22 protein-coding genes are annotated in these 25,317 nt (G+C 68.1%); 13 read left to right on the top strand and 9 right to left on the bottom strand.

The features are described from left to right. Positions 1-18: 18 nt before the first annotated feature. Complete coding sequence (locus OG555_RS26715) at positions 19-1,341, bottom strand: ABC transporter substrate-binding protein (RefSeq protein ID WP_329475294.1); 1,323 nt, start codon at positions 1,339-1,341, stop codon at positions 19-21. A gap of 187 nt (positions 1,342-1,528) precedes the next feature. Then, positions 1,529-2,386: a LacI family DNA-binding transcriptional regulator gene (locus OG555_RS26710; protein WP_329475293.1), complete on the bottom strand. Its 858-nt coding sequence runs from the start codon at positions 2,384-2,386 to the stop codon at positions 1,529-1,531. Between the two features lie 72 nt (positions 2,387-2,458). Between OG555_RS26710 and OG555_RS26705 the strand changes: the two genes are divergently transcribed. From OG555_RS26705 to OG555_RS26680, 6 genes are all read left to right on the top strand, one after another. Further along, the gene (locus OG555_RS26705) at positions 2,459-3,673 is read left to right on the top strand and encodes an ROK family transcriptional regulator (RefSeq protein ID WP_329475292.1); all 1,215 of its coding nucleotides are present in this window, start codon (positions 2,459-2,461) and stop codon (positions 3,671-3,673) included. 165 nt (positions 3,674-3,838) lie between these two features. Further along, a complete protein-coding gene (locus tag OG555_RS26700) occupies positions 3,839-5,533 on the top strand; it encodes an ABC transporter substrate-binding protein (RefSeq protein ID WP_329475291.1) in 1,695 nt (564 codons plus the stop codon). Positions 5,534-5,546: 13 nt separating this feature from the next. Next, on the top strand, positions 5,547-6,536 hold the full coding sequence (locus OG555_RS26695; protein ID WP_329475290.1) for an ABC transporter permease: 990 nt from the start codon (positions 5,547-5,549) through the stop codon (positions 6,534-6,536). Positions 6,537-6,550: 14 nt separating this feature from the next. Further along, entirely contained in the window at positions 6,551-7,513 is a 963-nt protein-coding gene (locus OG555_RS26690; protein WP_329475289.1) for an ABC transporter permease, read from the top strand. Continuing rightward, positions 7,510-8,421 carry an ABC transporter ATP-binding protein gene (locus tag OG555_RS26685; RefSeq protein ID WP_329475288.1) on the top strand — a complete coding sequence of 304 codons (912 nt, stop codon included), beginning with the start codon at positions 7,510-7,512 and terminating at the stop codon, positions 8,419-8,421. The genes OG555_RS26690 and OG555_RS26685 overlap by 4 nt, the downstream gene beginning before the upstream one ends. Further along, on the top strand, positions 8,418-9,236 hold the full coding sequence (locus tag OG555_RS26680) for an ABC transporter ATP-binding protein (protein WP_329475287.1): 819 nt from the start codon (positions 8,418-8,420) through the stop codon (positions 9,234-9,236). The genes OG555_RS26685 and OG555_RS26680 overlap by 4 nt, the downstream gene beginning before the upstream one ends. Before the next feature lie 26 nt (positions 9,237-9,262). Here the strand turns inward: OG555_RS26680 and hemW are convergent, their stop codons facing one another. Continuing rightward, on the bottom strand, positions 9,263-10,483 hold the full coding sequence (gene hemW / locus OG555_RS26675; RefSeq protein ID WP_329475286.1) for a radical SAM family heme chaperone HemW: 1,221 nt from the start codon (positions 10,481-10,483) through the stop codon (positions 9,263-9,265). A 107-nt stretch (positions 10,484-10,590) separates the two neighbouring features. Here hemW and OG555_RS26670 point away from each other — a divergent pair, with 107 nt between their 5' ends. Next, on the top strand, positions 10,591-12,612 hold the full coding sequence (locus tag OG555_RS26670) for an MDR family MFS transporter (RefSeq protein ID WP_329475285.1): 2,022 nt from the start codon (positions 10,591-10,593) through the stop codon (positions 12,610-12,612). Positions 12,613-12,653: 41 nt separating this feature from the next. Here the strand turns inward: OG555_RS26670 and OG555_RS26665 are convergent, their stop codons facing one another. Further along, complete coding sequence (locus tag OG555_RS26665) at positions 12,654-14,075, bottom strand: DUF2252 domain-containing protein (RefSeq protein ID WP_329475284.1); 1,422 nt, start codon at positions 14,073-14,075, stop codon at positions 12,654-12,656. A 109-nt stretch (positions 14,076-14,184) separates the two neighbouring features. Here OG555_RS26665 and OG555_RS26660 point away from each other — a divergent pair, with 109 nt between their 5' ends. From OG555_RS26660 to OG555_RS26650, 3 genes are all read left to right on the top strand, one after another. Next, complete coding sequence (locus OG555_RS26660; protein WP_329475283.1) at positions 14,185-14,871, top strand: Crp/Fnr family transcriptional regulator; 687 nt, start codon at positions 14,185-14,187, stop codon at positions 14,869-14,871. Positions 14,872-14,982: 111 nt separating this feature from the next. Beyond that, positions 14,983-15,879, top strand: coding sequence for an MBL fold metallo-hydrolase (locus OG555_RS26655; RefSeq protein WP_329475282.1), 897 nt, complete (start codon positions 14,983-14,985; stop codon positions 15,877-15,879). Continuing rightward, on the top strand, positions 15,876-16,304 hold the full coding sequence (locus tag OG555_RS26650; RefSeq protein ID WP_329475281.1) for an SRPBCC family protein: 429 nt from the start codon (positions 15,876-15,878) through the stop codon (positions 16,302-16,304). The genes OG555_RS26655 and OG555_RS26650 overlap by 4 nt, the downstream gene beginning before the upstream one ends. A 149-nt stretch (positions 16,305-16,453) precedes the next feature. Here OG555_RS26650 and OG555_RS26645 read toward each other — a convergent pair whose 3' ends face one another. Next, a complete protein-coding gene (locus OG555_RS26645; RefSeq protein WP_329475280.1) occupies positions 16,454-18,289 on the bottom strand; it encodes an AMP-dependent synthetase/ligase in 1,836 nt (611 codons plus the stop codon). A gap of 108 nt (positions 18,290-18,397) precedes the next feature. On the opposite strand from OG555_RS26645, the gene OG555_RS26640 reads away from it, so the two are divergent. Further along, a complete protein-coding gene (locus OG555_RS26640; RefSeq protein ID WP_329475279.1) occupies positions 18,398-20,026 on the top strand; it encodes a peptide-N4-asparagine amidase in 1,629 nt (542 codons plus the stop codon). A gap of 129 nt (positions 20,027-20,155) precedes the next feature. Here OG555_RS26640 and OG555_RS26635 read toward each other — a convergent pair whose 3' ends face one another. Together OG555_RS26635 and OG555_RS26630 are read right to left on the bottom strand one after the other, a co-directional pair. Continuing rightward, positions 20,156-21,181 carry an aspartate-semialdehyde dehydrogenase gene (locus tag OG555_RS26635; RefSeq protein ID WP_442914447.1) on the bottom strand — a complete coding sequence of 342 codons (1,026 nt, stop codon included), beginning with the start codon at positions 21,179-21,181 and terminating at the stop codon, positions 20,156-20,158. A gap of 132 nt (positions 21,182-21,313) precedes the next feature. Further along, positions 21,314-21,499: a tautomerase family protein gene (locus tag OG555_RS26630; protein ID WP_131497191.1), complete on the bottom strand. Its 186-nt coding sequence runs from the start codon at positions 21,497-21,499 to the stop codon at positions 21,314-21,316. Between the two features lie 184 nt (positions 21,500-21,683). On the opposite strand from OG555_RS26630, the gene kduI reads away from it, so the two are divergent. Then, a complete protein-coding gene (gene kduI / locus OG555_RS26625; RefSeq protein ID WP_329475278.1) occupies positions 21,684-22,673 on the top strand; it encodes a 5-dehydro-4-deoxy-D-glucuronate isomerase in 990 nt (329 codons plus the stop codon). Between the two features lie 10 nt (positions 22,674-22,683). Further along, on the top strand, positions 22,684-23,448 hold the full coding sequence (locus OG555_RS26620) for an IclR family transcriptional regulator (protein ID WP_329475277.1): 765 nt from the start codon (positions 22,684-22,686) through the stop codon (positions 23,446-23,448). Between the two features lie 7 nt (positions 23,449-23,455). On the opposite strand, the gene OG555_RS26615 is transcribed toward OG555_RS26620, so the two are convergent. Continuing rightward, positions 23,456-24,691: an MFS transporter gene (locus OG555_RS26615; protein ID WP_329475276.1), complete on the bottom strand. Its 1,236-nt coding sequence runs from the start codon at positions 24,689-24,691 to the stop codon at positions 23,456-23,458. Then, positions 24,688-25,314, bottom strand: coding sequence for an MOSC domain-containing protein (locus OG555_RS26610; protein WP_329475275.1), 627 nt, complete (start codon positions 25,312-25,314; stop codon positions 24,688-24,690). The genes OG555_RS26615 and OG555_RS26610 overlap by 4 nt, the downstream gene beginning before the upstream one ends. Positions 25,315-25,317: the final 3 nt, after the last annotated feature.

The raw sequence follows: 25,317 nt of genomic DNA, 5'->3' as shown, positions 1-25,317 counted from the left end.
TCGAATCCGCCCGAACGTTTAGTTGCCCTTGCGCGTGTTGGCGGCCTTGTCGGCGAGGTCGAGGGCCTGCTTCCAGGCGGCGTCGGGGGCTTGTTTGCCATCGTCCACGCGAGCCAGGGCGGCGCTGAAGACCTGGTTGATCTCGCCGTCGCGCGGACCCTTGTGCTGTTTGAGGATCACGTTCCGGGCCCGGTTGATGAAGATCTGGCCGACCGGCGCGTTGTTGAAGTACGAGTTGACCTGCGACTTCACCTGCGGGTCGTCGTACGCGTCCAGCGTGGACGGGAACGAGCCGATCTTCTTGAACACCTTGACCTGCTGCTCCGGCGCGGTCAGCCAGGCGGCCAGCCGGGCCGCCTCGACCGGCTGCTGCGACTGCTTCGGGACGGTCAGGTACGACCCGCCCCAGTTGCCGCCACCGCCGGGGAACACGTCGGCGACGTCCCACTTGCCCTTGCCATAGGTGCCCGCGTTGTCCTGGATCACTCCGAGCAGCCAGCCCGGGCAGGCCATCGTCGCGAACTTGTCCGTGCGGAACGCCTGGTTCCAGGCGTCGCTCCAGGCCGGCAGCCGCGCGGACAGTCCGTCCGCGCTGCCCTGGACCACCTGGTCCCAGGTCCGCTTCAGCAACGGGTTCTCCGCACCGAGGAAGCGATCCTGGTTGGAGTAGTAGGCCTGGATCAGCTGGTTGCGCATCGCCTCCCAGGTGAGCACCGCCGAGTCGTACCAGGCCGAGCCGGGTACCTTCTGCTTGAACTTCCGGCCGGTGGCGAAGTAGGACGGCCAGTCGGCGAACAGCTTGGCCACCTGGGCCCGGTCGGTCGGCAGCCCGGCCTTCGCGAACAGGTCGCGCCGGTAGCAGATCGCCTCCGGCCCGATGTCGGTGCCGTAGCCGACGATCTTGCCGTCCTGGGTGGTGGCGCCGGCTACCTTCCAGTCCAGCCAGCGGTCCTTCAGGTCGTCGGCGCCGTACTGACGCAGATCGACGAACTGGTCCGCCTTGGCCAGGTACTTGTAGATCCAGCTGACCTCCATCGCCTCGATGTCGGCCATCCCGGAGCCGGAGGCCAGGTTGGTCTCCAGGTTCTTGATGTGCGCGTCCACGGTCGGGGCGCGGCGCTCGACGATCTTGATGTTCGGGTGCTGGGCCTCGTACTCGCGGTAGAGGTCCTCGTAGCCGAACTCGTTGAAGGTGGCGATGGTGAGCTCGATCTTCGGCGCGTCCGCATCGTCGTTGCCGGAGGCATCGGGTTTGCCCGATCCCCCGCAGGCGGACGCGAACAGGACCGCGCTACAGGCAAGCAGCACTGCAAGGGGGCGATAGCGGGCACTGGGCCGCATGGTGAAAGCTCCCTGGAACTGGACGGAGTTGAGAGCGCTCTCGGATCGCGAAAGTGTGCTGAGCTTCGAGGGTATTCACTGGATATGTCAAGCCCCACTTCACCCAGTGACCGCTGAAGATCACCGCGTGACCGGTGGAGGAAATCGCTCTGTCCGCACGTGTTCGCGTGGGTGCCTTCGTCCCCGTTCAGTCCCGGCTCACGGCGGCGGTCGACTGCGCCAGCCGGATCGTCGGTTTCGGCACCTGGTACGTCGTCACCCCGGCGCCGTCCATCACCGCGAGGATCGCCTCGCCGACGATCGTGCCGAGGCCGTGGACGTCGACGGTCACCACACTCAACGGAGGATGCGCGAGCCGGGCCACCGCGGTGTCGTCCCAGGCGATGACCGACAACTCGTCCGGGACCCTGGCGCCCAGTTCCTTCGCCACCGTGAGACCGCCGATCGCCATCAGGTCGTTGTCGTAGACAACGGCACTCGGGACCCGGCTGCCGGTCAGCAGTTGCCGGGTCGCCGCCCGGCCCGAGCCCTCGGAATAGTCCCCCTCGATCACCTGCCCGGACACCTCCCGCTCCGTGCAGGTGGCGATGAACGCCTCGTCCCGGGCCTGGCAGTGCACCATGTCGCGTGGGCCGCTCACCCGGGCGATGTCGCGGTGACCGAGGTCGGCCAGAGCGCGAACAGCCGCGCGGGCACCTTCGGCGTTGTCGACCAGCACGTTCGTGATCGGCGCCCGCAACTCGGGCCCACCGAGCAGCACCGCGGGCGTCCGCAGACGCTCGAGCTCGGCGAGCCGCGGGTCCCCGCTGCGGAGATCCACCATGACGATTCCGTCGACGTGGTCGTTGGCCACCCATCGACGCCAGATCGCGATCTCGCCGGCGATGGAGTGAGTGAACTCGATGAGCAGGCTGCAGCCGCGCCCGGCGAAGTACTCCTCGATCCCCTGGACGACGTCGGCCATGAACGGTTCCATCCCGAGGACCCGCCCAGGACGCGCCAGGACCAGCCCGGCGATGCGATCCCGGGACGTCATGTCCTGCATACACTGCCCTCCTAGGCAACGGATCCCACTATATTCACAGATCTAACTAACCGGGCAGAGGCGGATGTACCGATGCAGCAGGTCAGCGACTCCTCGCGGTCGCCGGGCTACGGTCCGGCGCCGACGAGCAGCCGCGCCGTCATCGTCGACCGTATCCGCTCCGCCGGCACGCTCAGCCGCGTCGAACTTACCCAGCTCACCGGCCTCACCGCACCGTCTGTCACCGCGGTCGTCCGCCGGCTGATCGACGACGGCCTCGTCACCGAGGCCGGTCGCGGCACGTCCACCGCTACCGGCGGCAAACCACGCACGTTGCTGCAGATCCAAGCGGCGGCGCGGTACGTCGTCGGCGTCCATCTGAGTGCGGACAGCCTGACCTACGTACTGGTCGACTACGCCGGCGGCGTGGTGGCCCGCTGGCGACGGGACGGGCCGGGCGACGAGAGCGACCCCGAGGAGGTGGTCGAGCGGGTGGCGATCGAGACCGGCGAGCTGATCGAGCGGGCCGGCGTCGATCGGGCGCTCGTCCTCGGCCTCGGCTTCGTCTGTCCCGGTCCGCTGATCCGCAACCGCGGGGTGACCTCGGCCCCGCCGTCGATGGCGCGCTGGGTCGGCTTCCCGGTCCGCCGCCGCCTCGAGGAGCGACTCGGCCTGCCGGCGCTGCTCGAGAACGACGCCACCGCGGCGGCCGCGGGCACTCGCCTCACCACCAGCCACGACGTCTCGGTGATGGCCGCCCTGTTCATGAGCGAGGGCATCGGATCCGGCCTGCGGCTCAACGGCAACGTCTATCAGGGCGCGCACGGCAACGCCGGCGAAGTCGGGCACATCTGCGTCCAGATCGGCGGTCCGCGCTGCTGGTGCGGAGGTACCGGCTGCCTGGAGGCACTCGCCGGACCGGCCGCGGTCGTCGCCAAGGCCCGCGCGGCCGGGCTCGACCTCGGCTCGCACCGGCACTCCGGTGTCGCGGCCTTCGCCGCCATTGCCCGCCTGGCACTGAGCGGAGATTCCCGCGCCGAGGCCATCATCCGGGACTCCGCGGCGTGGATCGCGCTGGGCGCGCAGACGATCGCCAACATGTACGACGTACAGCTCCTGGTCCTCACCGGCCCCGCCTTCGCCGTCGCCGGAACGATCTACCTGCCGATCCTCCAGGAGCGGATCCTGAGCTCGGTCTTCGGGCGCAGCGTGGGCACGGAGGTGGTCCTCGACGAGCGCGGCCACGACGCGGCCGCGATCGGGGCCGCGCTGCTGATGCTCAAGTCCGAGCACGCCGTCTCGGCCTAGCCGCCCCGCCCTGCACCCAGCGCGGTCGAATCGTTACCGTCGCGAACCCTTGCGCCAAGTTTATTAGGCCAACTAAGTTACCGCCCAGCTTCCCTGGCCGGGTGCCGGGTGACGCGTTCCAAGGACCGCGTTCGTGCGGATCCCTGCCCGGAAAGGAATCGATCGATGCTCCGGAACCCGACGAACCGTACGAGGACGCGGCGCCTGGTGAGCGTCGCGGCCACCGCGACCGCCACCGCCCTCCTGCTCGGTGCCTGCTCCAGCACCGCCACCGGCGACCAGGCCGCCGCCAAGGACGCCTCCATCACTGTCGCGGCCGGCGATATCACCGCCAAGAACTTCAACCCGTTCAGCACCACCGCGCTGCAGCCGACGCTGGGCGTCATCTACGAGCCGCTCTACTGGTACAACTTCGCGAAGCAGTCGGACCCGACGCCGGTCCTCGCCACCGGCTACTCCTGGAACGCGGCCGGAACCGAGCTCACCATCAAGCTCCGTCCGGGCGTCAAGTGGAACGACGGCCAGCCGTTCACCGCGAAGGATGTCGCCTTCACGTTCAACCTGGTCGCGACAACCCCTGCGCTCAATCCCTCGGGCCTCGCCGCCACAGCCAAGGCCACCGCGGACGACACCGCGGTCCTCACGTTCAAGTCGAAGTCCCTGATGCAGGAGCCCGCCGTACTCGCCAACCAGGCGATCGTGCCCGAGCACATCTGGAAGGAAATCAAGGATCCGACGACGAACCTGAACGAGAATCCGGTCGGCACCGGCCCGTTCAAGCTGAAGTCGTTCACGCCGCAGAGCTACGTGCTGACGAAGAACGACCAGTACTGGGAGCAGGGCAAACCCATCATCAAGGAGGTGCGCTACCTCCCGGTCCAGTCGGCGGACGCCGCCAGCGCGGCCCTGGTCGCGGGCAAGGTCGACTGGGCGAGTGCCTACCTGCCCGGCATCGACAACATCATCAAGTCCAACAAGAACCTGACGTACGTCAACACTCCGGTCATGACGACGGTGCTCGTGACGTGTTCCAACTCCGGCCTCGGATGCACTGGACCGCAGACCGACCCTGCCGTTCGCAAGGCGATCTACCTGGCGATGAACCGCGAGCAGCTCGCCAAGCTGGCCGGCGGCGGAGTCGCGGGCGTCGGATCGCCGACGCTGTTGCTCCCAGGCCGCGACGACGACTGGATCGCGGACGCCGGCTCCGCCAAGCTTCCGCAGAGCGCCGGCGCCGACGAGGCGAACCAGGCCCTCGACGCGGCCGGCTGGACCAAGGGCAGTGACGGCGTACGGACCAAGGCCGGCAAGCGTCTGTCGCTGACCGTCCAGACCGTCACCGGCTGGAGCGACTACATCTCGATCAACGACACACTCAAGCAGCAGCTGGCCGCGGTCGGCATCGAACTGAAGCCCAGCCAGGTCTCGTGGAACGAGTGGAACGCCGCCCAGACGAACGGGAAGTTCCAGCTGTCGCTCGACTCCGTCGGCCTCGGTGCGTCCACCAACCCGTACTTCACCTACGACGGCAAGCTCGCGACCGCGAACACGATGCCGGTCGGCAAGAACGCCACGGCCGGCAACCAGGCGCGGTTCTCGAACCCGGTCGTCGACGCGGCGCTGAAGGTGGCGGCCGGTACGACGGACAAGGCCGTCCAGAAGGCGGAGTACGCCAAGATCCAGGCGGTCATCGCAGACCAGCTGCCCTACATCCCGATCTACGTGAACTCGATGCTGACCGAGTTCAACACTTCGCGCGCGACCGGCTGGCCGACCAAGGACGACACCTACGTGCTGCCCGCGGCCTGGAAGGCCTGGGACGCCGGGATCGTCCTCAAGACGATCAAGCCCGCCAACTGAGCGCGGGCCGGCCGTGCACTACCTGCTGCGGAAAGTCGCCTTCTACGTCGTCGCCCTCTGGGCGGCGCTGACCCTGAACTTCCTGATTCCCCGGCTGATGCCGGGGAATCCGGTCGACCTGATGCTTTCCAAGCTGGCCACCAAGGGCCCGGTCACGCCGACCACCCGAGCAGCGATCCAGGCGCTGCTCGGGACGGACACCAACGCGTCGTTGTGGGACCAGTACACGAAGTACCTGCACCAGCTCGTCTCCGGCAACCTCGGTACGTCGATCGCGTACTTCCCGGTGCCGGTCTCCCAGGTCATCGGCCAGACGCTGCCCTGGACCGTCGGCCTGATCGGTCTGGCGACGGTGATCTCGTTCGCCGTCGGCATCCTGCTCGGCCGGGCCGCCGGCTGGCGACGCGGTTCGTGGATCGACAGCCTGATCCCTGTCACCACGATGCTGCAGTCGGTGCCGTACTTCTGGCTGGCGCTGCTGTTGCTGTTCCTCCTCGGCAGCACCTGGCCGGTCTTCCCGCTCAACGGTGGGTACGACGTGTACTCCGTCACGCCGGGATGGAACCTGCCGTTCGCGCAATCGGTCCTGTATCACGGCGCGCTCCCGGCGCTGACCATCGTCATCTCGTCGATCGGCGGCTGGATGCTCGGGATGCGCAACATGATGGTCTCGACCCTGTCCGAGGACTTCGTCGTCACCGCCGAGGCGAAAGGACTCACCCCGCGCCGGATCCGCTCGCGCTATGTCGCCCGCAACGCGATCCTGCCGTCCATCTCGGGGTTCGCGATCTCCCTCGGTTTCGTGGTCGCCGGCTCGATCGTGACCGAGGCGGTCTTCTCGTATCCCGGCATCGGCTCCGCGCTCCTGCTCGCGGTCGGCAACAACGACTATGCGCTGATGCAGGGCGTGTTCCTGATCATCACGCTCGCGGTCCTCGGTGCGAACCTGCTCGTCGACCTGCTGTACGGCGTCATCGATCCACGCACCCGTGCACGGTCCTAGGAAGGGTGAACCTGATGGCCATCACCACTGAAGGGGCGGCGCAGGCGGCCGCCGAGGAAGGGTCGCCGGTCAGCCGGCCGAGGCGCCGGCTGCCGCCGATGACCGTGAAGCTCGGCGTCGGCCTCGGGATCGCCGGTCTGATCGTCGCCTTCGGGCTGATCGGCCCGCTGGTCGTCGGCAGTCCGTCGACGGTCCGGGACATCGGACTGACCGGCCCGGGACACGGCTTCGTCCTCGGAACGACGCAGACCGGTCAGGACGTCTTCGCCCAGCTCGCCTACGCGACCCGTGGCTCGCTGGTCATCGGCGTCGTGGTCGGTGCGATCACACTGCTGCTGTCGTCGTTCTTCGGCGTCGTCGGCGCGTTCGTCGGCGGCTGGGCCGACGAGGCGTTCTCACTCCTCACCAACATCATGCTGGTCATTCCCGGCCTGCCGCTGGTGATCGTGATCTCCAGCTACGTGCCCAACAAGTCCATCTGGCTGGTGGCCGCCGTCCTCGCCATCACGAGCTGGGCCGGTTCGGCCCGGGTGCTGCGCGGCTTCACCCTCAGCGTGCGCAGCCGTGACTACGTGCTCGCCGCGCGGATCAGTGGTGAGAAGCGCTGGCGGATCCTGCTCGTCGAGATCCTGCCGAACCTGATTCCACTCCTCGCGTCGCAGGTGGTCTTCGCGGTGATCTTCGCGATCCTCGGTGAGGCCGGTCTGTCGTTCCTGGGGCTCGGTGCCACCGGATCCTTCACCTGGGGCACGATGCTGTTCTACGCACAGAACGGGCTCGCACTCCGGCTCGGCGCCTGGTGGTGGTTCGCACCTCCAGGCCTGGCGATCGCCCTCTTCGGCGCGGCCTTGTCCCTGATCAACTTCTCGATCGACGAGATCATCAACCCGAAGCTCCGCTCGCAGACGCGTGCCGAACGCGCCAAGTGGAGCATGAGCCGCGACCGGGAGAAGGCAGCGACCGAGGTGGGCGCATGACGACGGACCCTGTGCTCCGCATCGAGAACCTCAGCATCGACTATCTGGCCGAGTCGACCGTGCACGCCGTACGCGAGGTCTCGCTCACGCTGCGACGCGGGGAGATCCTCGGCCTGGCCGGCGAAAGCGGGTGCGGGAAGTCGACCCTCGCGTACGGAATCACCCGCCTGCTGAAGCCGCCGGCGTCCATCACCGGCGGGCGCGTCGTGTTCTCGTCCCGCGAGGGCTACGACATCGACCTGTCGAGCCTCGGCGGCGAGGACCTGCGGGCGTTCCGCTGGGACAAGATCGCGATGGTGTTCCAGGGCGCGATGAACTCGCTCAATCCGGTACTGCGGATCGCGGAGCAGCTCGAAGACGTCTTCCTGACGCACCGGCCGGAGATGTCCAGGACGGAGCGCCGCAGACGCTGCGGTGAGCTACTCGAACGCGTCGGCGTCGATCGCGACCGCCTCCGCGCCTATCCGCACGAACTGTCCGGCGGCATGCGGCAACGCGTCATGATCGCGATGGCGCTGGCACTCGAACCGCAGGTGCTGATCATGGACGAGCCGACCACCGCGCTCGACGTGGTCGTGCAGCGGGAGATCCTCCACGAGATCACTCGTCTGCGGTCCGACCTCGGGTTCGCGGTCGTCTTCATCACCCACGACCTTCCCCTGCTGCTCGAGATCAGTGACCGGATCGCGGTCATGCGGGCCGGGCTGATCGTCGAGCTGGACGACGCGCTGACGCTCTACACGCAACCCAAGCATCCCTACACCCGGCGCCTGTTGTCGTCGTTCCCCAGCCTGACCGGCGAGCGTGGCGGCTTCGTCCGGAACGGCGTACCCGGTGACGACATCGCCCTGGAGGAGACCGAGCAGACGGTGGAGGCCGCAGTGGCCGAGGAGATGGAGGCACGATGACCGTGCTGGAGATGCAGGACGTGGTCAAGGACTACCGGCTGCGCGACGGTCTGCGGACCACGCGACTGCGCGCGGTCGACCAGGTGAGCTTCGTACTGGAACCGGGGCGCACCGTTGCTCTGGTCGGTCAGTCCGGGTCGGGGAAGTCGACGATCGCCAAGTTGCTGATGCAGCTCGAGCGGCCCACCTCGGGCGCGATCCTGGTGGACGGCGAACCCATGCGGTACCGAGGAGCCGGCGCCGCGGCCTATCGCAAGGCCGTGCAGATGGTGTTCCAGGACCCGTTCGCGTCGCTCAACCCCTACCACACGATCGGCCATCACCTCGCCCGTCCGGTGCGCCTGCATCATCCCGGCTTCTCGCGTGACCAGGTGACCGAACGCGTGCTGGACCTTTTGCGCCGGGTACGGCTGGAACCCGCCGGGGATTACGCCGATCGGAGACCGCACGAGCTGTCGGGGGGCCAGCGGCAGCGCGTCGCGATCGCCCGCGCGCTCGCGCCGGAGCCGGCGATCCTGGTCGCCGACGAGCCCGTGTCGATGCTCGACGTGTCGATCCGTCTCGGCGTACTCAACCTGCTCGCGACGCTGCAGCGCGAGGAGAACCTCGGGGTGCTCTACATCACCCACGACCTCGCGACGGCCCGGCACTTCAGCGACGAGATCATGGTCCTGTACCGCGGCGCGGTCGTCGAGTACGGTCCGGCCGACGACGTGATTCTCGATCCGCAGCACGAGTACACCCAACTGCTCGCCGAAGCGGCTCCCGCGCCGGAGCGCCGCCTGGCCGAGCGCGGTGGCCTGCCACCCAGGTAGGCGCTTGTCGTCATCGGTCCTGATCGTTACGGCAGCAGGTCGCGGACCACCGCGTCAGCCAGCAACCGACCCTTGCGGGTCAGCACGAGTCGATCCTCATCGGCCGAGGTGATCGTCGCCAGGCCGTTTCCTACGACCGCGTCGATGGCGGCAAGGCCGGCTTCGTCGAGGACGTCGAGCGGCAGGCCGGCCGCGAGCCGGACCTCGAGGAGCACGCGCTCGACTCGGCGGGTCTCGGCGTCGAGAGTCTCCCGCGCGTACGCCGGACTGTCACCGGCGTCGAGGCGTTCGGCGTACGCGCTGGGGTGCTTCACGTTCCACCAGCGGACGCCACCGACATGACTGTGGGCGCCCGGGCCGATCCCCCACCAGGTGTCGCCGCGCCAGTAAAGCTCGTTGTGCCGGCAGCGCGCGTCCTCGGTGCGAGCCCAGTTGGACACCTCGTACCAGTTCAGGCCCTGAGCGGACAGCATCTCGTCCGCCAGCACGTACTTGTCGGCCAGATCGTCGTCGTCCGGCATCGGCAACTCGCCGCGCCGTACCCGGCGGGCCAGCTGGGTGCCGTCCTCCACGATCAACGCGTAGGCGCTGACATGATCCGGCTGCGCCGACAACGCGGACTCCAGCGAGGCCCGCCACTCGTCGAGCGACTCCCCCGGCGTCCCGTAGATCAGATCCAGATTCACGTGCTCGAACCCGGCCGCCGTCGCCTCCTTCACCGCTTCCAGCGCCCGGCCCGGAGTGTGCTGCCGATCGAGAATCCTGAGCACGTGCGACGACGCACTCTGCATCCCGAAGCTCACCCGGGTGAACCCCGCTTCGAGCAGCGCCTCGAGATACGCCGGGTCCACCGACTCCGGATTCGCCTCGGTCGTCACCTCGGCACCGGGGGCCAGCCCGAACTCGTCCCGTACGGCGGCCAGCATCTTGCCGAGATCACCGGCCGGCAGCAATGTCGGCGTACCCCCACCGAAGAACACCGTCTCGACCGGCTTGTCCAGCTCCTTCAAGACGTGCCTGGCCTGCCGGACCTCGGCCACCGCGGTCTCGGCGTACGACGCCTGTGACCCGCCGCCACCGAGTTCCTTGGCGGTGTAGGTGTTGAAGTCGCAGTACCCGCACCGGGACGCACAGAACGGCACGTGGAGATAGAAGCCCAGCGGCCGGGATCCGGCCTCGCGCACAGCTGCTTGCGGCAACGCTCCGTCCCGGGGCGCAACCTCCCCCTCGGGCAATGTCGACGGCACCCACCCATCCTACGGACCCGCGCCCACCATCCCTTCCCGGCGATTTCGTCACCGGATCTCCGGCGTTCTGTAGTGGCAGACGGTCCGGGAATAGCTACATTCGGCTCATGGACACCGAGGCTCAGCCGATCGGGCGCGGCACCCGGAACGCGGTCGTGGTCGCGATCATGCTCGGAATGCTACTCGCGGCCCTCGATCAGACGATCGTGGCGACCGCGCTGCCGACCATCGTTAGTGATCTGGGTGGTGCGAACCACCTGTCCTGGGTGGTCACGTCGTACCTGCTGGCCGAGACCATCATGACCGCGCTGGTCGGGAAGTTCGGCGACCTCTACGGGCGCAAGCGGATGTTCCTGATCAGCGTCGTGCTGTTCCTCGCCGGCTCCGCGCTGTGCGGGATGGCCAACTCGATGCTGTGGCTGGTCGGCTCGCGCGCGATCCAGGGCCTCGGCGCCGGCGGCATCATGGTGACCGCGATGGCGGTGATCGCGGACGTCGTACCGCTGAGCGAACGCGGCAAGTACCAGGGCGTGATGGGTTCTGTCTTCGGGGTCGCCACCGTGGCCGGCCCGCTGCTCGGTGGGCTGTTCGTCGACCACCTGAGCTGGCGGTGGGCGTTCTACGTGAACATCCCGCTCGGCATCGTCGTCCTGATCGTCGCCTCGATCTCGCTGCCGGCGGTGAAGGCGGCGGTCAAACCCACGATCGACTATCTCGGCATCCTGTTCATCGGGCTCGCCGCGACCGGGCTGACCTTGGTGACCACGTGGGGCGGCAACGAGCACGCCTGGACGTCCACGCTCATCATCTCGATGGCGATCGGGTCGCTGCTCGCGCTCGGGCTCTTCATCCTGGTGGAACAGCGGGCCGCGGAGCCGTTGCTGCCGTTGCGGTTGTTCCGGTCCGGCGTGTTCACGGTGTGCGCGGTGCTGAGCTTCATCATCGGGTTCGCGATGCTCGGTGGGGTCACGTATCTGCCGACGTACCTGCAGTTCGTCCATGGCGCCTCGGCGACCGAGTCCGGCCTGCAGATGCTGCCGCTCGTCGGCGGTCTGCTCGTCGCGTCGGTCGTGGTCGGCCAGTTCATCAGCAAGACCGGCCGCTACCGGCTGTTCCCGATCGTCGGGACCGTCCTGATCGGCGTCGGCCTGTTCCTGCTGTCGCTGATGGACAACCAGACGTCGTACGTCGTGACCGCGGGGTTCATGATCGTCCTCGGAGTGGGCGTGGGACTGTGCATGCCGGTACCGACCGTGGTCGTGCAGAGCACCGTCGACTACGCCGACCTCGGGGTCGCGACGTCCGGGGTGAGCTTCCTGCGCACGATGGGCAGCTCGTTCGGGGTCGCGGTCTTCGGGTCGATCTATGCGCATCAACTGCCCGTTCACCTGGCCGAGGCGGTTCGCACCACCGGTGCTGACCCTCAAGTGGTCACGACTGTCGACGGTGTGCGCTCACTGCCTGACTCGGTCCGGCCGGCGGTGACAGCGGCGTACGCGGACTCCTTGCATGTCGTGTTCCTGTGGGCTGTGCCGGTGGCGGCGCTCGGTCTCCTGGTCGCGCTGATGCTGAAGGAGGTCCCGCTCCGCGAGACCGCGCGGATGGCCGCCAGCGACGTCGGCGAGAACTTCGCCGCCCCCGCGTCGTTCGACTCCGAACACGAACTCCAGCGCCTCGCCGCCCTAGTCGTCCAGCACCACAAACGCAACCCGGCCCCCGAGGTCCTGGCCCAGTCCGGCATCCCCTTGAACGTCGCCCAGGCCTGGATGATCATGCGCGTCTTCCGCGGCGGCGCCGACGCCGGATCCGCCACCCTCGGCGACATCACCGGCGACCTCCGCGTCCCACCCGGCGTCTTCGAACCCATCGCCACCCAACTGGTTGCCGACGGCTACCTCTCCGAGACCCTCGGCCACTACCGGTTCACCACCCTCGGCCTGGAGATGTTCCAGCGTTTCGTCGGCGTCTTCCGCGACTGGATGCTCGACCGCCTCTCCGACTGGGACCCCGACAACTCCGAGGCCTTCTCCCACGCCGTAGACCGCATCGCCGAACAAATGATCGACCAAGGCCAATCCCTGACCACCGGCAAACACGCCGCCCTGCTGGCAACCTCCAGCACCCAGTAGATCCGTGTGTCATCGGCCTGCCGCCCGCCGGAACACCGGGGTCAGGGTGTGGTTGCCGACTTGATTGTGCCTGCGGCGACGGCGGCTGCGAGTCGCTCGTGGTCGCGGTCGTTGACGTCGGCGTAGGTGACGGCGAAGTCGGCGATCGCGTGGTCGAAGGTGTCGGACTTGCCGAGGTAGCCCGCGATGGCCACCTCGTCGCCTCCTCGGCCGTGCGCGCGAGCAAGAGTCCATCCGCACAGGGCGCCGTAGATGCCCAGACCGCCGACAGTCAGCTTCGACGGGTCGATCTCGCCCTTCATGTCCCAGAGCTGGCGGAAGTAGAAATCGTTTCCGTCCGGCATGGTCGACCAGCCGAGGAACGAGTCCGGCAGGGCCTGGAGCAGACGCTGGCCGGCCACCACCCGATGCCCGTGATTCGGATAGCTGCTGACCCCCAGATGAGGCTCGAGAACCGATGCCTCCGCCTGCTTGACCTGCAGAAACAGCACGTCCTCCCGGCTCTTGCCCCGCAGCAGGACCACGTAACAGCGTGTGCCGACACTGCCGACACCCACCACCTTCCGCGCCATGTCGACGATCTCGAACTGGTCGAGCAGCGCCCGCCGGGCGTCGCTGACGCTCGCCCGATAGTTGTCAAAGGCCAACCGGATGCCCGCAGCAACCCGACTCGCGCCGTCGCCGGCCGACAGCTGCCGGACTGGAACCAGCAGCGGCGGATGGCTGGCGAGCCGTACCGTCTCGCCGTCGCTTTGGCACAGCTTGGCGAAGGCGCCCAGACTGTCGCGGGCCCGGGCTCTCGCGAAGATCTTCTCCAGCCGGTCGGGAGCAAGCTTCGGTGCCTCGATCCCGAACTCCGCCTCCAGTTGGCCGGCAATGTCGGTCAACTGCTCGGACGACATGTGCAGAAACCACAGGTCCGTCGTCGCCAACCCAGCGAAGTCCAGCATGGCCTCTCGGTAACCGCGCACCGTCAACCGAGCCACCTCACGCTGCTGATGGCGTGGGAGCCCCTTCTGCCGCGCGGCGATGGCAACACTCGCCGCCAGGCGCTTCACATCCCATTCCCACGGCCCCGGCAGCGTCTCGTCGAAATCGTTCACGTCGAAGACGAGGTCCCGCTCCGGCGAGGCGAACAGTCCGAAGTTGACCAGGTGCGCATCACCACACGCCTGGACGGAGATGCCACTCGTGGGACTCGCGGCGAGATCACTCGCCATGATCGCCGGACCGCCGCGGTAGAACGTGAACGGCGAGGCGAGCATCCGGCCGTAACGAATCGGGACCAGGTCCTTCTCCCGGGTCGCGGCCTGTGCCTGGAGGACGTCGAGGGGATCCGGCCGATCGGCCGCCGGCTCCCAGTCAGCATGGATCCGCCGCGGCGCCCGCTTCCGAGCGGCCTTCCCCATCGCCCATCGAGCCTGCGAACTCAGGTCGCGCGGGCCGGCCGCGCTCTCGTCCATGACTCCAGAGTCGCAGGTCCGCTCGCCTGACGACAGGCCGAAGGCAACCATGACCTCCGCCGCCGGAACCGGTTGGCTCGGGGTGGGGTGAGTGGCGGATGCTTGGACGGTGGGCGATGGGGATGTCGCGGCGGCGATGGCTGGGAGTTTCCTTGGGAGACTGCCGGCCGAGTTGATCGAGCGCTTGCTCGCCACAGGTGATCGGATCGAGTACCCGGCGGGTAACACGCTGTATCGGGAGCGGTCCGCGCCTCGGGCGTTGCTGGTAGTGCGCGGGCTGTTGCGCGTCTACATGTCGTCACCCGAGGGGCGTCAGGTGACGGTCCGGTACGCGCGGGCTCGCGACGTACTCGGGATTGCGGTGCTCGTCGCGGGTCCGGCCGATGTCGGCGTACAGACGCTCGCCGACTCCACCCTGTTCCGGATCGACGCCGGCCTGTTGACGACCGCCGCGCGTAAAGACAGCCGCGTCGCGTGGGCGATGGCGGAGGAGCTCAGTCGCCGGCTGTACGAGAACCTGCAGCAGACCGCGGTCAACGCGTTCGGCACCGTGCGACAGCGGGTCGCCGCTCACCTGCTGGACCTGGCCTCCACCCAGCAGAGTCCGCGCGGCGAGCTCGTCGCCCAGGTGTCTCAGCAGGAGCTCGCGGATGCCGTCGGTTCGGTCCGCGAGGTGGTGGCGCGAGTACTGCGAGATTTCCGGCTGGCGCGGTTGGTCGCCACCTCGGCGGACAGCGTCCACATCCTCGACCCCACCGGGCTCCACGACCAGACCTGGAACCCGGACGACGAGTGACCTCGGTTACTCCCGCGCACTACAAAAGTCACAGACATGCCGCGACCGCGGGCGAAGACTGATGCCCTCGGCCCCGAACCCGTCGGGCCGATGAGCACCTCAGGAGTCCACATGTCCACGGAAGCGACCAGATTGCCGGCGCGCACCGGTACCGGAGACCCGGTCCGGGCGGTGTCGGTGATCAGCACCGGCAGCGTCGAGATCCACCCCGAACACGCCCACGGCTCGAAGAAGCCGCTCTACTGGTGGCTGCTCACCTCGCGCCGGTGGCTGCCGCCCCGGCCGATCAATGTGTACGTCGTCGAGCACGCGAACGGACTGGTGTTGTTCGACACCGGCCAGGACCGTGCGTCAGTGACGGATCCGTCGTACTTCCCCGGCGGATTCAACGGTGTCGTGTACGACCGGCTGGCCAAGTTCCACATCGCCGAGCACGAGACGCTCGACGCGCAACTGGGCACCCTCGGGTACTCGACCGCCGACGTCGACAAGGCGGTCATCTCCCACCTGCACCAGGACCACATCGGCGGGATCCCGCAGCTCGGCGGCAGCGAGCTCCTGATCACTGCGGCGGAGTGGGCCCAACTGTCCGGGTTCTCCCCCGAGGCCCGCGGCTTCCTCCGCACGCATATCGACGTACCCGGCGCGCGCTGGAAGCACGTCACCTTCGCCGGCGATGTGGGCGTCGAGCCTTTCACCGAGGCGTACGACGTGATGGGCGACGGCTCGATCGTCCTGCTCCCCACGCCCGGTCACACGCCCGGCTCGATCTCGATGCTCGTACGCCGACGCGACCTGCCACCACTGCTCATGGTCGGCGACCTCACCTACGAGTCGAGCCTGCTCGAACGCCGCCAACTCCCCGGAGTCGGTGACCGCGGTGCACTCGCCCACACCACCGACAAAGTCCTGGCCCTCGCCGAGCACCTGCCCGGCCTGGTCGTCCTTCCGGCCCACGACCCGACCGCAGCACAACGCCTGGTCGACAGCTCGCGGCGGCCCCGATGAAATTCACCAACACGATCACCATCGAACGTCCGCCGGCGACGGTCTTCGCCTACCTGGCCAACCTCGAAAACCTGCCCCAATGGAACTACGCCCTCGCCGAAACCCGACAGCTCACCTCCGGCCCGCCCAGCGTCGGCACCCGCTACCTGCAAACCCGGACGATCCCTGTCCACGCAGAGGAAACCCTGGAAATCATCGAGCTCACCCCCAACCACAAGCTCACCGTCCAAGGCACCCTCAACGCCCTGCCCGCCCATCTCACCTACACACTCCACCCCGAAGGAACCGCCACCACCCTCACCAACACCGTCAACCTGCAAGCCCCCCGCCCCCTGAACCTCCTGGCGCCCATCGCACTCGGCCGCGTCAAGTCCGCGGTGGCCGCAAACCTGGCCGCCCTGAAACAGCTCCTCGAACAGTCATAGACGGTACGGAACAACGGGTAGTGGTTGCTCAGAACCACGCTCGCCAAGGTCGGCTCCACACGACGACGCCGCAAACGCCACACCACTACCCGTCCTTCGGTACACCCCGTGCGATTCGCGTGGCGCGCGTGGGTCGGCTTCCCCGGTTGTTACTCGTACATCTTGTCGAGGAGGTCGGCGTACTGGGCTTCTACGTATTTGCGTTTGAGCTTGAGGCTGGGGGTCATTTCGCCGGATTCTATGGTGAGGTCCCGGTCGAGGATGGTGAACTTCTTGATGGTTTCCCAGCGGTTGAGGCCGGCGTTCAGTTCGTCGACGTAGCCCTGGACCATTGCGCGGGCGGCGTCCGACGTGACGATCTCGGCGTACGGCCGGCCGGTCAGGCCGTTCGAGGTGGCCCACGCGACGATGGCGTCGGGGTCCAGGGTGACCAGCGCGGAGACGAAGTTGCGCTTGTTGCCGTGGACAACGAATTGGCTGGCGTAGGGGCAGATGGTCTTGAACCGGCCCTCGATCACCTGGGGGGCGACGTACTTGCCGCCGGACGTCTTGAAGAGGTCCTTCTTACGGTCGGTGATGAAGAGGAACTCGTCCTCGAAGTGCCCGATGTCGCCGGTGTGGAACCAGCCGTCGGAGTCGATCACCTCGGCGGTCTGCGCGGGCTGGTTGTGGTAGCCGCTCATCACACCGGGGCCGTTGATCAGGATCTCGCCGTCCTCGGCAATCTTGACCTGGGTGGCGGGAAAGATCGGGCCGACGCTGCCGAGCCGGTACTGCGTGGGCCGGTTCAGCGACGAGCCGGCCGCGGTCTCCGACAGTCCGTACCCCTCGAGGATCAGCAGCCCGGCGGCGTGGAACCACTCCGCCAGCTTCTTGTCCAGGGCGGCCGACCCGGACACGAAGAACCGGATCCGCCCACCGAAGCGATCCCGGATCTTCGAGAGCACCAACCGATCAGCCGTGGCGAACTGCGCCGCGAGCAACCCGCTCGGCTCCTTGCCGGCCTGGCGCAGCGTGGACACGCGCGCGCCCACCCCGAACGCCCAATGGAAGAGCCGAGCCTTGACCCCACCATCGGACTCGATCATCGTGACGATCCGGGCGTGCGCCTTCTCGAAGATCCGCGGCGCCGCGGCCATGAAGGTCGGTTGGACGATCGCCGCATTATCGACAATCTTGTCGATCCGCCCGTCCACCGCCGTCGCGAACCCGATCTGGCACTGTACGGCGACCAGCACCTGACCGAACACGTGTGACAACGGCAACCACAGGAACTGCAGGTCGTCCGGACTGAGCACCCGGATCCCCTCGACCGCCGCGCCCTCGTACGTCCACACCGAGTGCGGCAACCGCACGCCCTTGGGACGCCCGGTCGTGCCGGAGGTGTAGATCAACGTGCAGAGGTGATCCGCCTTGATCTGCGCCACCCGCTCGTCGACCACCGCGGCATGCTCGGCCAGATAGGCGTCACCCAGCGAGTCCAGCGCGGACAGGCTGATGACCCAATCCCCATCGCTGTCCAGTGGAGTGCCGTCGATCAGGACGACCTTGTGCAGCGACGGCGTCTCGGCCCGGTGCTCCCGCAGCTTGTCGACCTGCCCCGCGTCCTCGGCGATCGCGACCTGCACGTCGGCATCCGCGACGATGAACGCCACGTCCGACGACATCGTCGAGGGGTAGATCGTGGTCGTCGCGGCCGCGGCCAGTACGGCGGCCAGGTAGCAGTCGATCCACTCCATCCGGGTGCTGGACGCGATCGCGACCCGCTGCTCCGGCTCGACGCCGAGCGCGATCAGCCCGGCCGCCCGGCGGCGCGCGAGCTCGTCGGTCTCCCGCCAGGTGACGGACTTCCATTGGTCCCCGGCCGGATACCGGAACGCCTCGCGCTGCGGGGTCGCGGCGACGCGGTCCAGGAACATCTGGGCCATCGTGTCCTTGCGGTTGCTGAGCAGGGCGAGCTGGCCGGAATCGGCGACAGGCTTCATAACTGGCCTCCATCGGGGGTCAAGTAACCGGAGGGTAATTGCTGCGAGGCATGCCTGACCATGGCACTCGCTTGCCCGCCTGAACCTTCTCCATTACGTTTCCGCAACATGCGCATACGGTCGGTGGCCTTCGTCTCACTATCCGTTCTACTCCTCGGCTGGCTGCCTCTCGCGCCCGCCACCGCGGCGACCCCAGTGGCCCCCGCCACAGCGGTGACGCCGCCGCCGGAGTTCGGCTCCGACTACGACGATCCACGCACGCCGGCGCCACCGGTCGCCGTACCGAACACCAAGCACTGCGAGGTGCAGATCGTCCGCAACCAGTTCCGGAACTTCGACCCGTACCAGTCGACCTACACTCCCCCGGCCGCATGCCAGGGCCCGTGGTCCAAGGTCGTACTCCGGATGCACGGCGAGGTGAAGGGCGTCCAGTACGACCGCCTCGGCCACATCACGATCGGCGGCGTCGGCGTCTTCCGCACGTCCACCCCGGAGCCGAGCACGGACGGCATCGCCTGGGACGTGCAGAAGGACGTCACCGCCTACATCCCCTTGCTCCGTACGCCGCAACCGGTCGTGATGGAACTCGGCAATGTCGTCGACGACACCTACACCGGCGTCCTCGACATCACCGTCACCCTCGACTTCTACACCACCGGGAGCAACGCTCCCGCCGCCAAGACCGCGGACGCCGTACTGCCACTGCAGGACCAACGCCGCGAGGACTCCGACCTGATCGGTACGGCGACCCTCCCGCGGAACACCACGCGGTTGCTCGGTGAGATCTATGTCACCGGATCCGGCGGCGGCTGCGAGGAGTTCTGGGACACGTCCGCCCCGGCCGAAACCGGATACTCGTGCCCGGACGGATCGCCGTACCGGGAGGTCGACGTCTCGATCGACGGCAAGCCGGCCGGCGTCGCCCTGCCGTACCCGTACATCTACACCGGCGGCTGGTCGAATCCGTACTCCTGGCGCCCGTCCCCGGCCCCGCGCGCGTTCGACATCAAGCCCTTGACCTACGACCTCACCCCGTTCGCCGGCCTCCTCACCGACGGCAAACCGCACGAGTTCCGCGTCCACGTGGCCGGAGTGCCGGCCGGACAGAGCGGCTGGTTCACCGTCCCGAACCTCCACGTGTGGAAGGACCCCCACCGCACCCAGACGCACGGCGGACTCACGTCGTACGCCGTCTCGCCGCTCAGCAAGACCGATGACGTGTCCGGCGCCCCGGGCGAGGCAGGAGCCGTGCGCACCAAGGCATCCCGCAGCCTGAAGATCAGCGGCTATCTCGACACGTCCGAAGGCCGGATCCGTACGACGGTCCAGCGCACGCTGACCAACGTGTCCGACCACGTCTGGGAAGCCGGCGAGTCGCGCGACTCGCTCACAGCGAGCTGGCGTGACACCTCGACAACCATCAGCGGCGGCAAGGTCGACCGGACCGACCTGAGCTACGGCAAGACCGGCGTACTCACGTTCTTGCCCAACGCAACCATCCCCGGCGGGTACGACGTCGTCACCGACCTCTCGATCTACGACACGACCCGCACCACGCAGTCGATCACCACCGAGACGTACGACGGCCGCGCGTCGTGGATCTACGGCGTACCGCGTGACCAGCGGCACGCGACCGGCACCCAGACCGTCCGCTACCGCTCGATCGGTCATGGCTGCTATGACCACACACTCAGCGCGGTCAACGGCGTTTACACCAAGGACTTCTACCGCTGCTGATCAAGACAGTTTGCGGGTGGTCGCGTACCGAAGGACGGGTAGTGGTCGGCTCCAGGGCACAATCGCGCGGGGCGCGGGGCAGGAGGCGGCGGGACGGCTCCGACTACTACCCGTCCTTCGGTACAGGGATCAGCGCTGGGCGAGGAGTTCGGCGATCTGCACCGCGTTGAGGGCGGCGCCCTTGCGTAGGTTGTCGTTGGATACGAACAGAACCAGACCACGGTTGCCGGGGACGGACTGGTCCTGGCGGATGCGGCCGACGTACGACGGGTCCTGCCCCGCGGCGAGCAGTGGCGTCGGGAGGTCGGCGAGCGCGACGCCGGGGGCGCCGCCGAGGATTTCGGTCGCGCGTTCCGGGGTGATCGGCTCGGCGAACTCGGCGTGGATGCTCAGCGAGTGGCCGGTGAAGACGGGCACGCGCACGCAGGTGCCGGCGACCGGGAGGTCCGGAATGTGCAGGATCTTGCGGCTCTCGTTCCGCAGCTTCTGCTCCTCGTCGGTCTCACCGGTGCCATCGGCAACGATCGAGCCGGCCAGTGGGAGCACGTTGAACGCGATCGGGCCGGCGTACACCTTGGGCTCGGGCAGGGTGATCCCCTCGGTGCCGCGGGCCAGCTTGCCGCCGGGCTCGACCAGGGCCCGCGCCTGGTCCTCGAGCTCGCTGACACCGACGCCGCCGGAACCGGAGACGGCCTGGTACGTCGAGACGACGAGCCGGGTCAGCGCCGCCTCGCGGTGCAGCGGGGCGAGCACCGGCATCGCGGCCATCGTGGTGCAGTTCGGGTTGGCGACGATGCCCTTCGGCAGGTGGTCGAGGTCACCCGGGTTCACCTCGGAGACGACGAGCGGTACGTCGGGATCCATCCGCCACGCGGACGAGTTGTCCACCACGACGGCCCCGGTCGCGGCCACCTTCGGCGCGAACTCCCTGGACGCCGTCTTCCCGTTGGAGAACAACGCGAGCTCCAGCCCGGCGAAGTCCGCCATTGCGGAGTCCTCGACCGTGATCTCCGTGTCCCCGAACGGCAGCCTGCTCCCTGCCGACCGCGCCGACGCGAAGTACCGCACCTCGTCCACCGGGAACTTCCGCTCGATGAGCAGCTCCCGCATGACGCTACCGACCTGCCCCGTGGCTCCGAAAACTCCTACTCGCATGCCTCGCAGAGTAATAGCTCGACCGGCCGGGCGCCGCGGGATTTCAGGGACCGGACCTGCGCAACGGCACCGAGAGGGCGGCGCGGCCCGGCACCTTGGGGCGAAGAGGTGCCGGGCCGCGGGAGGGACGTCCTACGCGTCGGCGACGAGGGTGCCGCCGTTGGCCACGTCGGTCTTCTCGATCTCGGTGAAGACGATGCGGACGGACTCGCGCTTGGCGCCGAGGATGGCGATGGCGGAGTCGGTGACGGCGGCAACGAACTCGCGGCGCTGGTCGAGCGTGCGGCCGGAGAGCAGTTCGACGGTGATGTTCGGCATACGGGATCTCCTGGGGTTGGGCCAGAAAAGTTGCCAACGGCAACGCGACGACGGGATGAGCGAGTCCCGGAAAGGGTTCCATCAGTCAGAACTAAGTGTCAAGACACGGAACCCGGACAACTCCTGCGCCAGTTCCCCCAAGACGATGATTGACAGGAGGTTCTGTGGAATAGAACCTTGTTCCGTGAACGCACAGCCGCCCCTGCAAGTCAGATATGCCACCCACCCCGCTCAGGTGCCCGGCTTCGACACCGCCGCGCTGCGCTCGCACTACCTGGTCGACGACCTCTTCACGCCGGACGCGATCACCGCGGTGCTCACCCACCACGACCGGATCGTCCTCGCCGGCGCCCACCCCGCCGGCGGCCCGCTGACGCTCGGCACGTGGCCCGAGCTGCGCAGCGAGTACTTCCTCGAACGCCGCGAAGCCGGCATCGTCAACGTCGGCGGCTCGGGCACGGTCACTGCCGACGGCACCAAGTACGAGCTGACCACCGGCGCCTGCCTGTACGTCGGCCGCGGTGTCCGTGAGGTGATCTTCGACGGACCGGACGCGGCGTTCTACGTCTTCTCGGCACCGGCACACACCGACTTCCCCACCACGCAGGTGAATCCCGGTGAGGGCAACCGCCTCGAGCTCGGCGACCAGCAGACCGCGAACCGCCGTACGATCGACCAGTACATCCACGCGGACGGCGTACGCAGCGGCCAGATCGTTCTCGGCGTGACCACGCTGCACCCCGGCAGCACCTGGAACACCATGCCCGCCCACACGCACGACCGCCGGACCGAGTGCTACCTGTACTTCGGCCTCCCCGAGACCGGGAAGATCGTCACGATCGCGTCGCTGCTCAGTTTCCAGGGCGGGGTCACCGTTCCGGCCTACACTGCCAGCAAGCATGCGGTCGCGGGACTGACCCGGGCGCTGGCCAACGAGTGGGGGCCGGCCGGGGTGCAGGTGAACGCGATCGCGCCCGGGTACATCAGTACCGACAACACCACCGACCTCCGCGCGGACCCGGTCCGCGAAGCGGCGATCCAGGACCGCATCCCGGCCGGCCGCTGGGGGCGGCCGGAGGACGTGGTCGGCGCCGCGGTCTTCCTTGCCTCGGCGGCGGCGGACTACGTCAACGGTCACGTGCTCGCGGTCGACGGCGGCTGGCTGGCCAGATAGGAGTGGCAGGATGACGGACCAGAACTCGCCCTCGGCGATCGACAAGACGCTGATGGTGCTGGACGCCGTACTGGAACACTCGCGGTTCACCGACGTGGTCAACGCGACCGGCCTGGCCAAGTCGACGGTGCACCGGATCATGGCGTCATTGGTGGAGCACGAGTTCGTCGCGCAGGCCGAGGACGGTTCGTACCATCCGGGGCCGAAGGCGCTCCGGCTGGCCGGTCACGCCCTCACCAACGTCGACCTCGCGACCGTCGCCCGCCCGGTCCTCGCCGACCTGGTCGCGCAGACCCGCTGCACAGTGCATGTCGGTTTGCTCAACGGTGACGAGGCGATCTATGTCGCGCGGCTCGACGGGCCGAAGCCGTACCGGATGCCGTCCCGGGTGGGTAAGGCGTTCTGGCTGCACTGCACCGGCATCGGCAAGGCACTCCTCGCCGAGAAGGACGATGACGCGCTCGACGCGCACATCACCCGGACCGGCCTACCTGCCCGCACTCCGCTGACGCACACCACTGCCGCCGCTCTCAAGGCCGACCTCGCGCAGGTCCGCGCCCGCGGCTACGCGCTCGACGACGAGGAGAACGAACCCGGCATCCGCTGCGTGGCCTCGGTGATCCACGATCACACCGGCACCGCGATCGCCGCGGTCAGCATCTCCACACTGTCGCTCGAGCAGTCGATCGCCCAGGTCGCCCTGATGGCACCGGCCGCGATCGAGGCCGCCCGCAAGATCTCCGCCGCGCTGGGCTACCGCGAACCCACCAACTGACGCGCTGCTACGTCGCAACCAGCATCTGTTCGCGGCGAGCGGCGGCCCAGCGGACGACCGGGACGAACAGGACGCCGATCAGGGCGAACCAGACGCCCAGGATGATCCAGCCCGGAACGCCGAGACCGAGCGGGAGCAGGGCCAGGACGCTCGGGGCGAGCATCGTGCTGATGGACATGCTGGTGTTCCAGACGCCCTGGTACTGACCCTGCGCGTGCTCGGCGGCGAGGTCGAAGCTGAGCAGGAACGAGCCGGACGACTGCAGGAGCTCGCCGATCACCTGGACCAGGGCGCCGAGGGCGAGCAGGCCGACCGCGATCGCGGCGTTGCCCCAGGACGCGCCGGCGAAGAGCACCATCGATGCCAGGAGCAACAATCCGGCGGTGCGGGTGGCTCGCGCGGCCGCGGGCGGGTCGGAGATCCCGCGCGAGGATCGAACCTGGAAGAGCGCGACCACGACGGTGTTGATGATCAGCGTCAGCGCGACCGTCCAGCGCGGTGCGTCGGTGTGGTCGACCACCCACAGCGGGATCGCGACGTCGAACACCGCGTAGTGGATCGACATCCCGGCGTTGAGCGCTGCCACTGCGAGGTACCCGCGGTCGCGCAGGGCGACCCAGACCGGTCCGTCGTCGCCACGCGGATTCGGCGCCACCCGTGGCACCGCCAGGATCACGAACGCCGCGATCGCACTGAGCACCGCGTCGAGCACGAACATCAGGCGGTACGCCGTACCCGTGTCGAAGTGCAGCGCGAAGGCACCGATTCCGGCGCCGGCCATGATGCCGATGTTGGTCACCGCGCGCAGATAGGCGCGGGCCGCGACCCGGTCGGCGCCCTGCGTGATGGCAGCGATCAGCGCGGCCCGGACGGCGCCCGCTCCCCGGTCGATCACGGTGAGCACCACGGAGACGATCAAGAACTGCCAGAAGGTGTGCACCAGCAGATAGAGCAGCGATACCGCACAGAGAATCAGGCTGAGTACGACGAACAGCGTGCGCGGACCGCGGCGATCGGCCAGATGCCCGAGCGGCACCGCCGACAACAGCCCGAACAACCCCGCAATGGTCAGCCCGAGTCCAACCTGAGCAATCGACAGCCCGACGATCCGGTTGAAATACAACACGCTGACCGTCATCAACAACCCATTGCCCACCCGGCTGAGCAAGGTGGCGAGAGCGAGCGGCCGGAGCGGTCCGGGTGCGGGTAGTAGTCCTCTGCCGGCCGTCTGCTGCGCGCTCACGCGCGAGCCGCGGCGCGGTGGGCGGTGGCTCGGAGTTCGTCCATCAGGTCGACGCCGGAGTCGAGCATGCGTTGCATCTTCGGTGGGTCCTGGGCGCCGAACATCTCGCCGATCGTCACCTCGTGATCCGGTCGGCTCAGCACCTCGACCGGGTCGCCGGCGCCGATAGTCCCGGTCCGGAGCACCTTCAGATAGGCACCCGGGCGACCGGCCTGATGGAAGCGTTTCACCCAGTGCGGCACCTGCATCCGGTGCTGGAAGGTGATGCACGGGATCCGCGGCGCCCGGACCATCACCTCGACCTCGTCGCCGATCCGCCACACCTCACCGAGCAGCGCGCCGGTGATGTCGAGTCCCTCGGTGCGCAGGTTCTCCCCGAACAGGCCGGTCGGGATCTCCCGGCCCAGTTGCGCGGCCCACCAGTTCGCGTCCTCCTCGGCGTACGCGTAGATCGCGAGGTCGGGACCGCCGTGGTTCTTGGTGTCGCATACCCGGTCGCCGGCCAGCCCGAGTTCACCGACCGGCACGCGCCCCGGCTGCGGTCGCTTGTCGATGGCCGTGAAGCCGGTCTCCTTCGGACCCGGAATCAGCTTCTCCACCACATTGACCGTCAGCAACCGCATACC

This window comes from Kribbella sp. NBC_01484, assembly GCF_036227145.1.
In the GTDB taxonomy this organism is placed as follows: domain Bacteria; phylum Actinomycetota; class Actinomycetes; order Propionibacteriales; family Kribbellaceae; genus Kribbella.
Note: the sequence above shows the minus strand (reverse complement) of the source record. Positions and strands in the feature narration are given on the sequence as shown.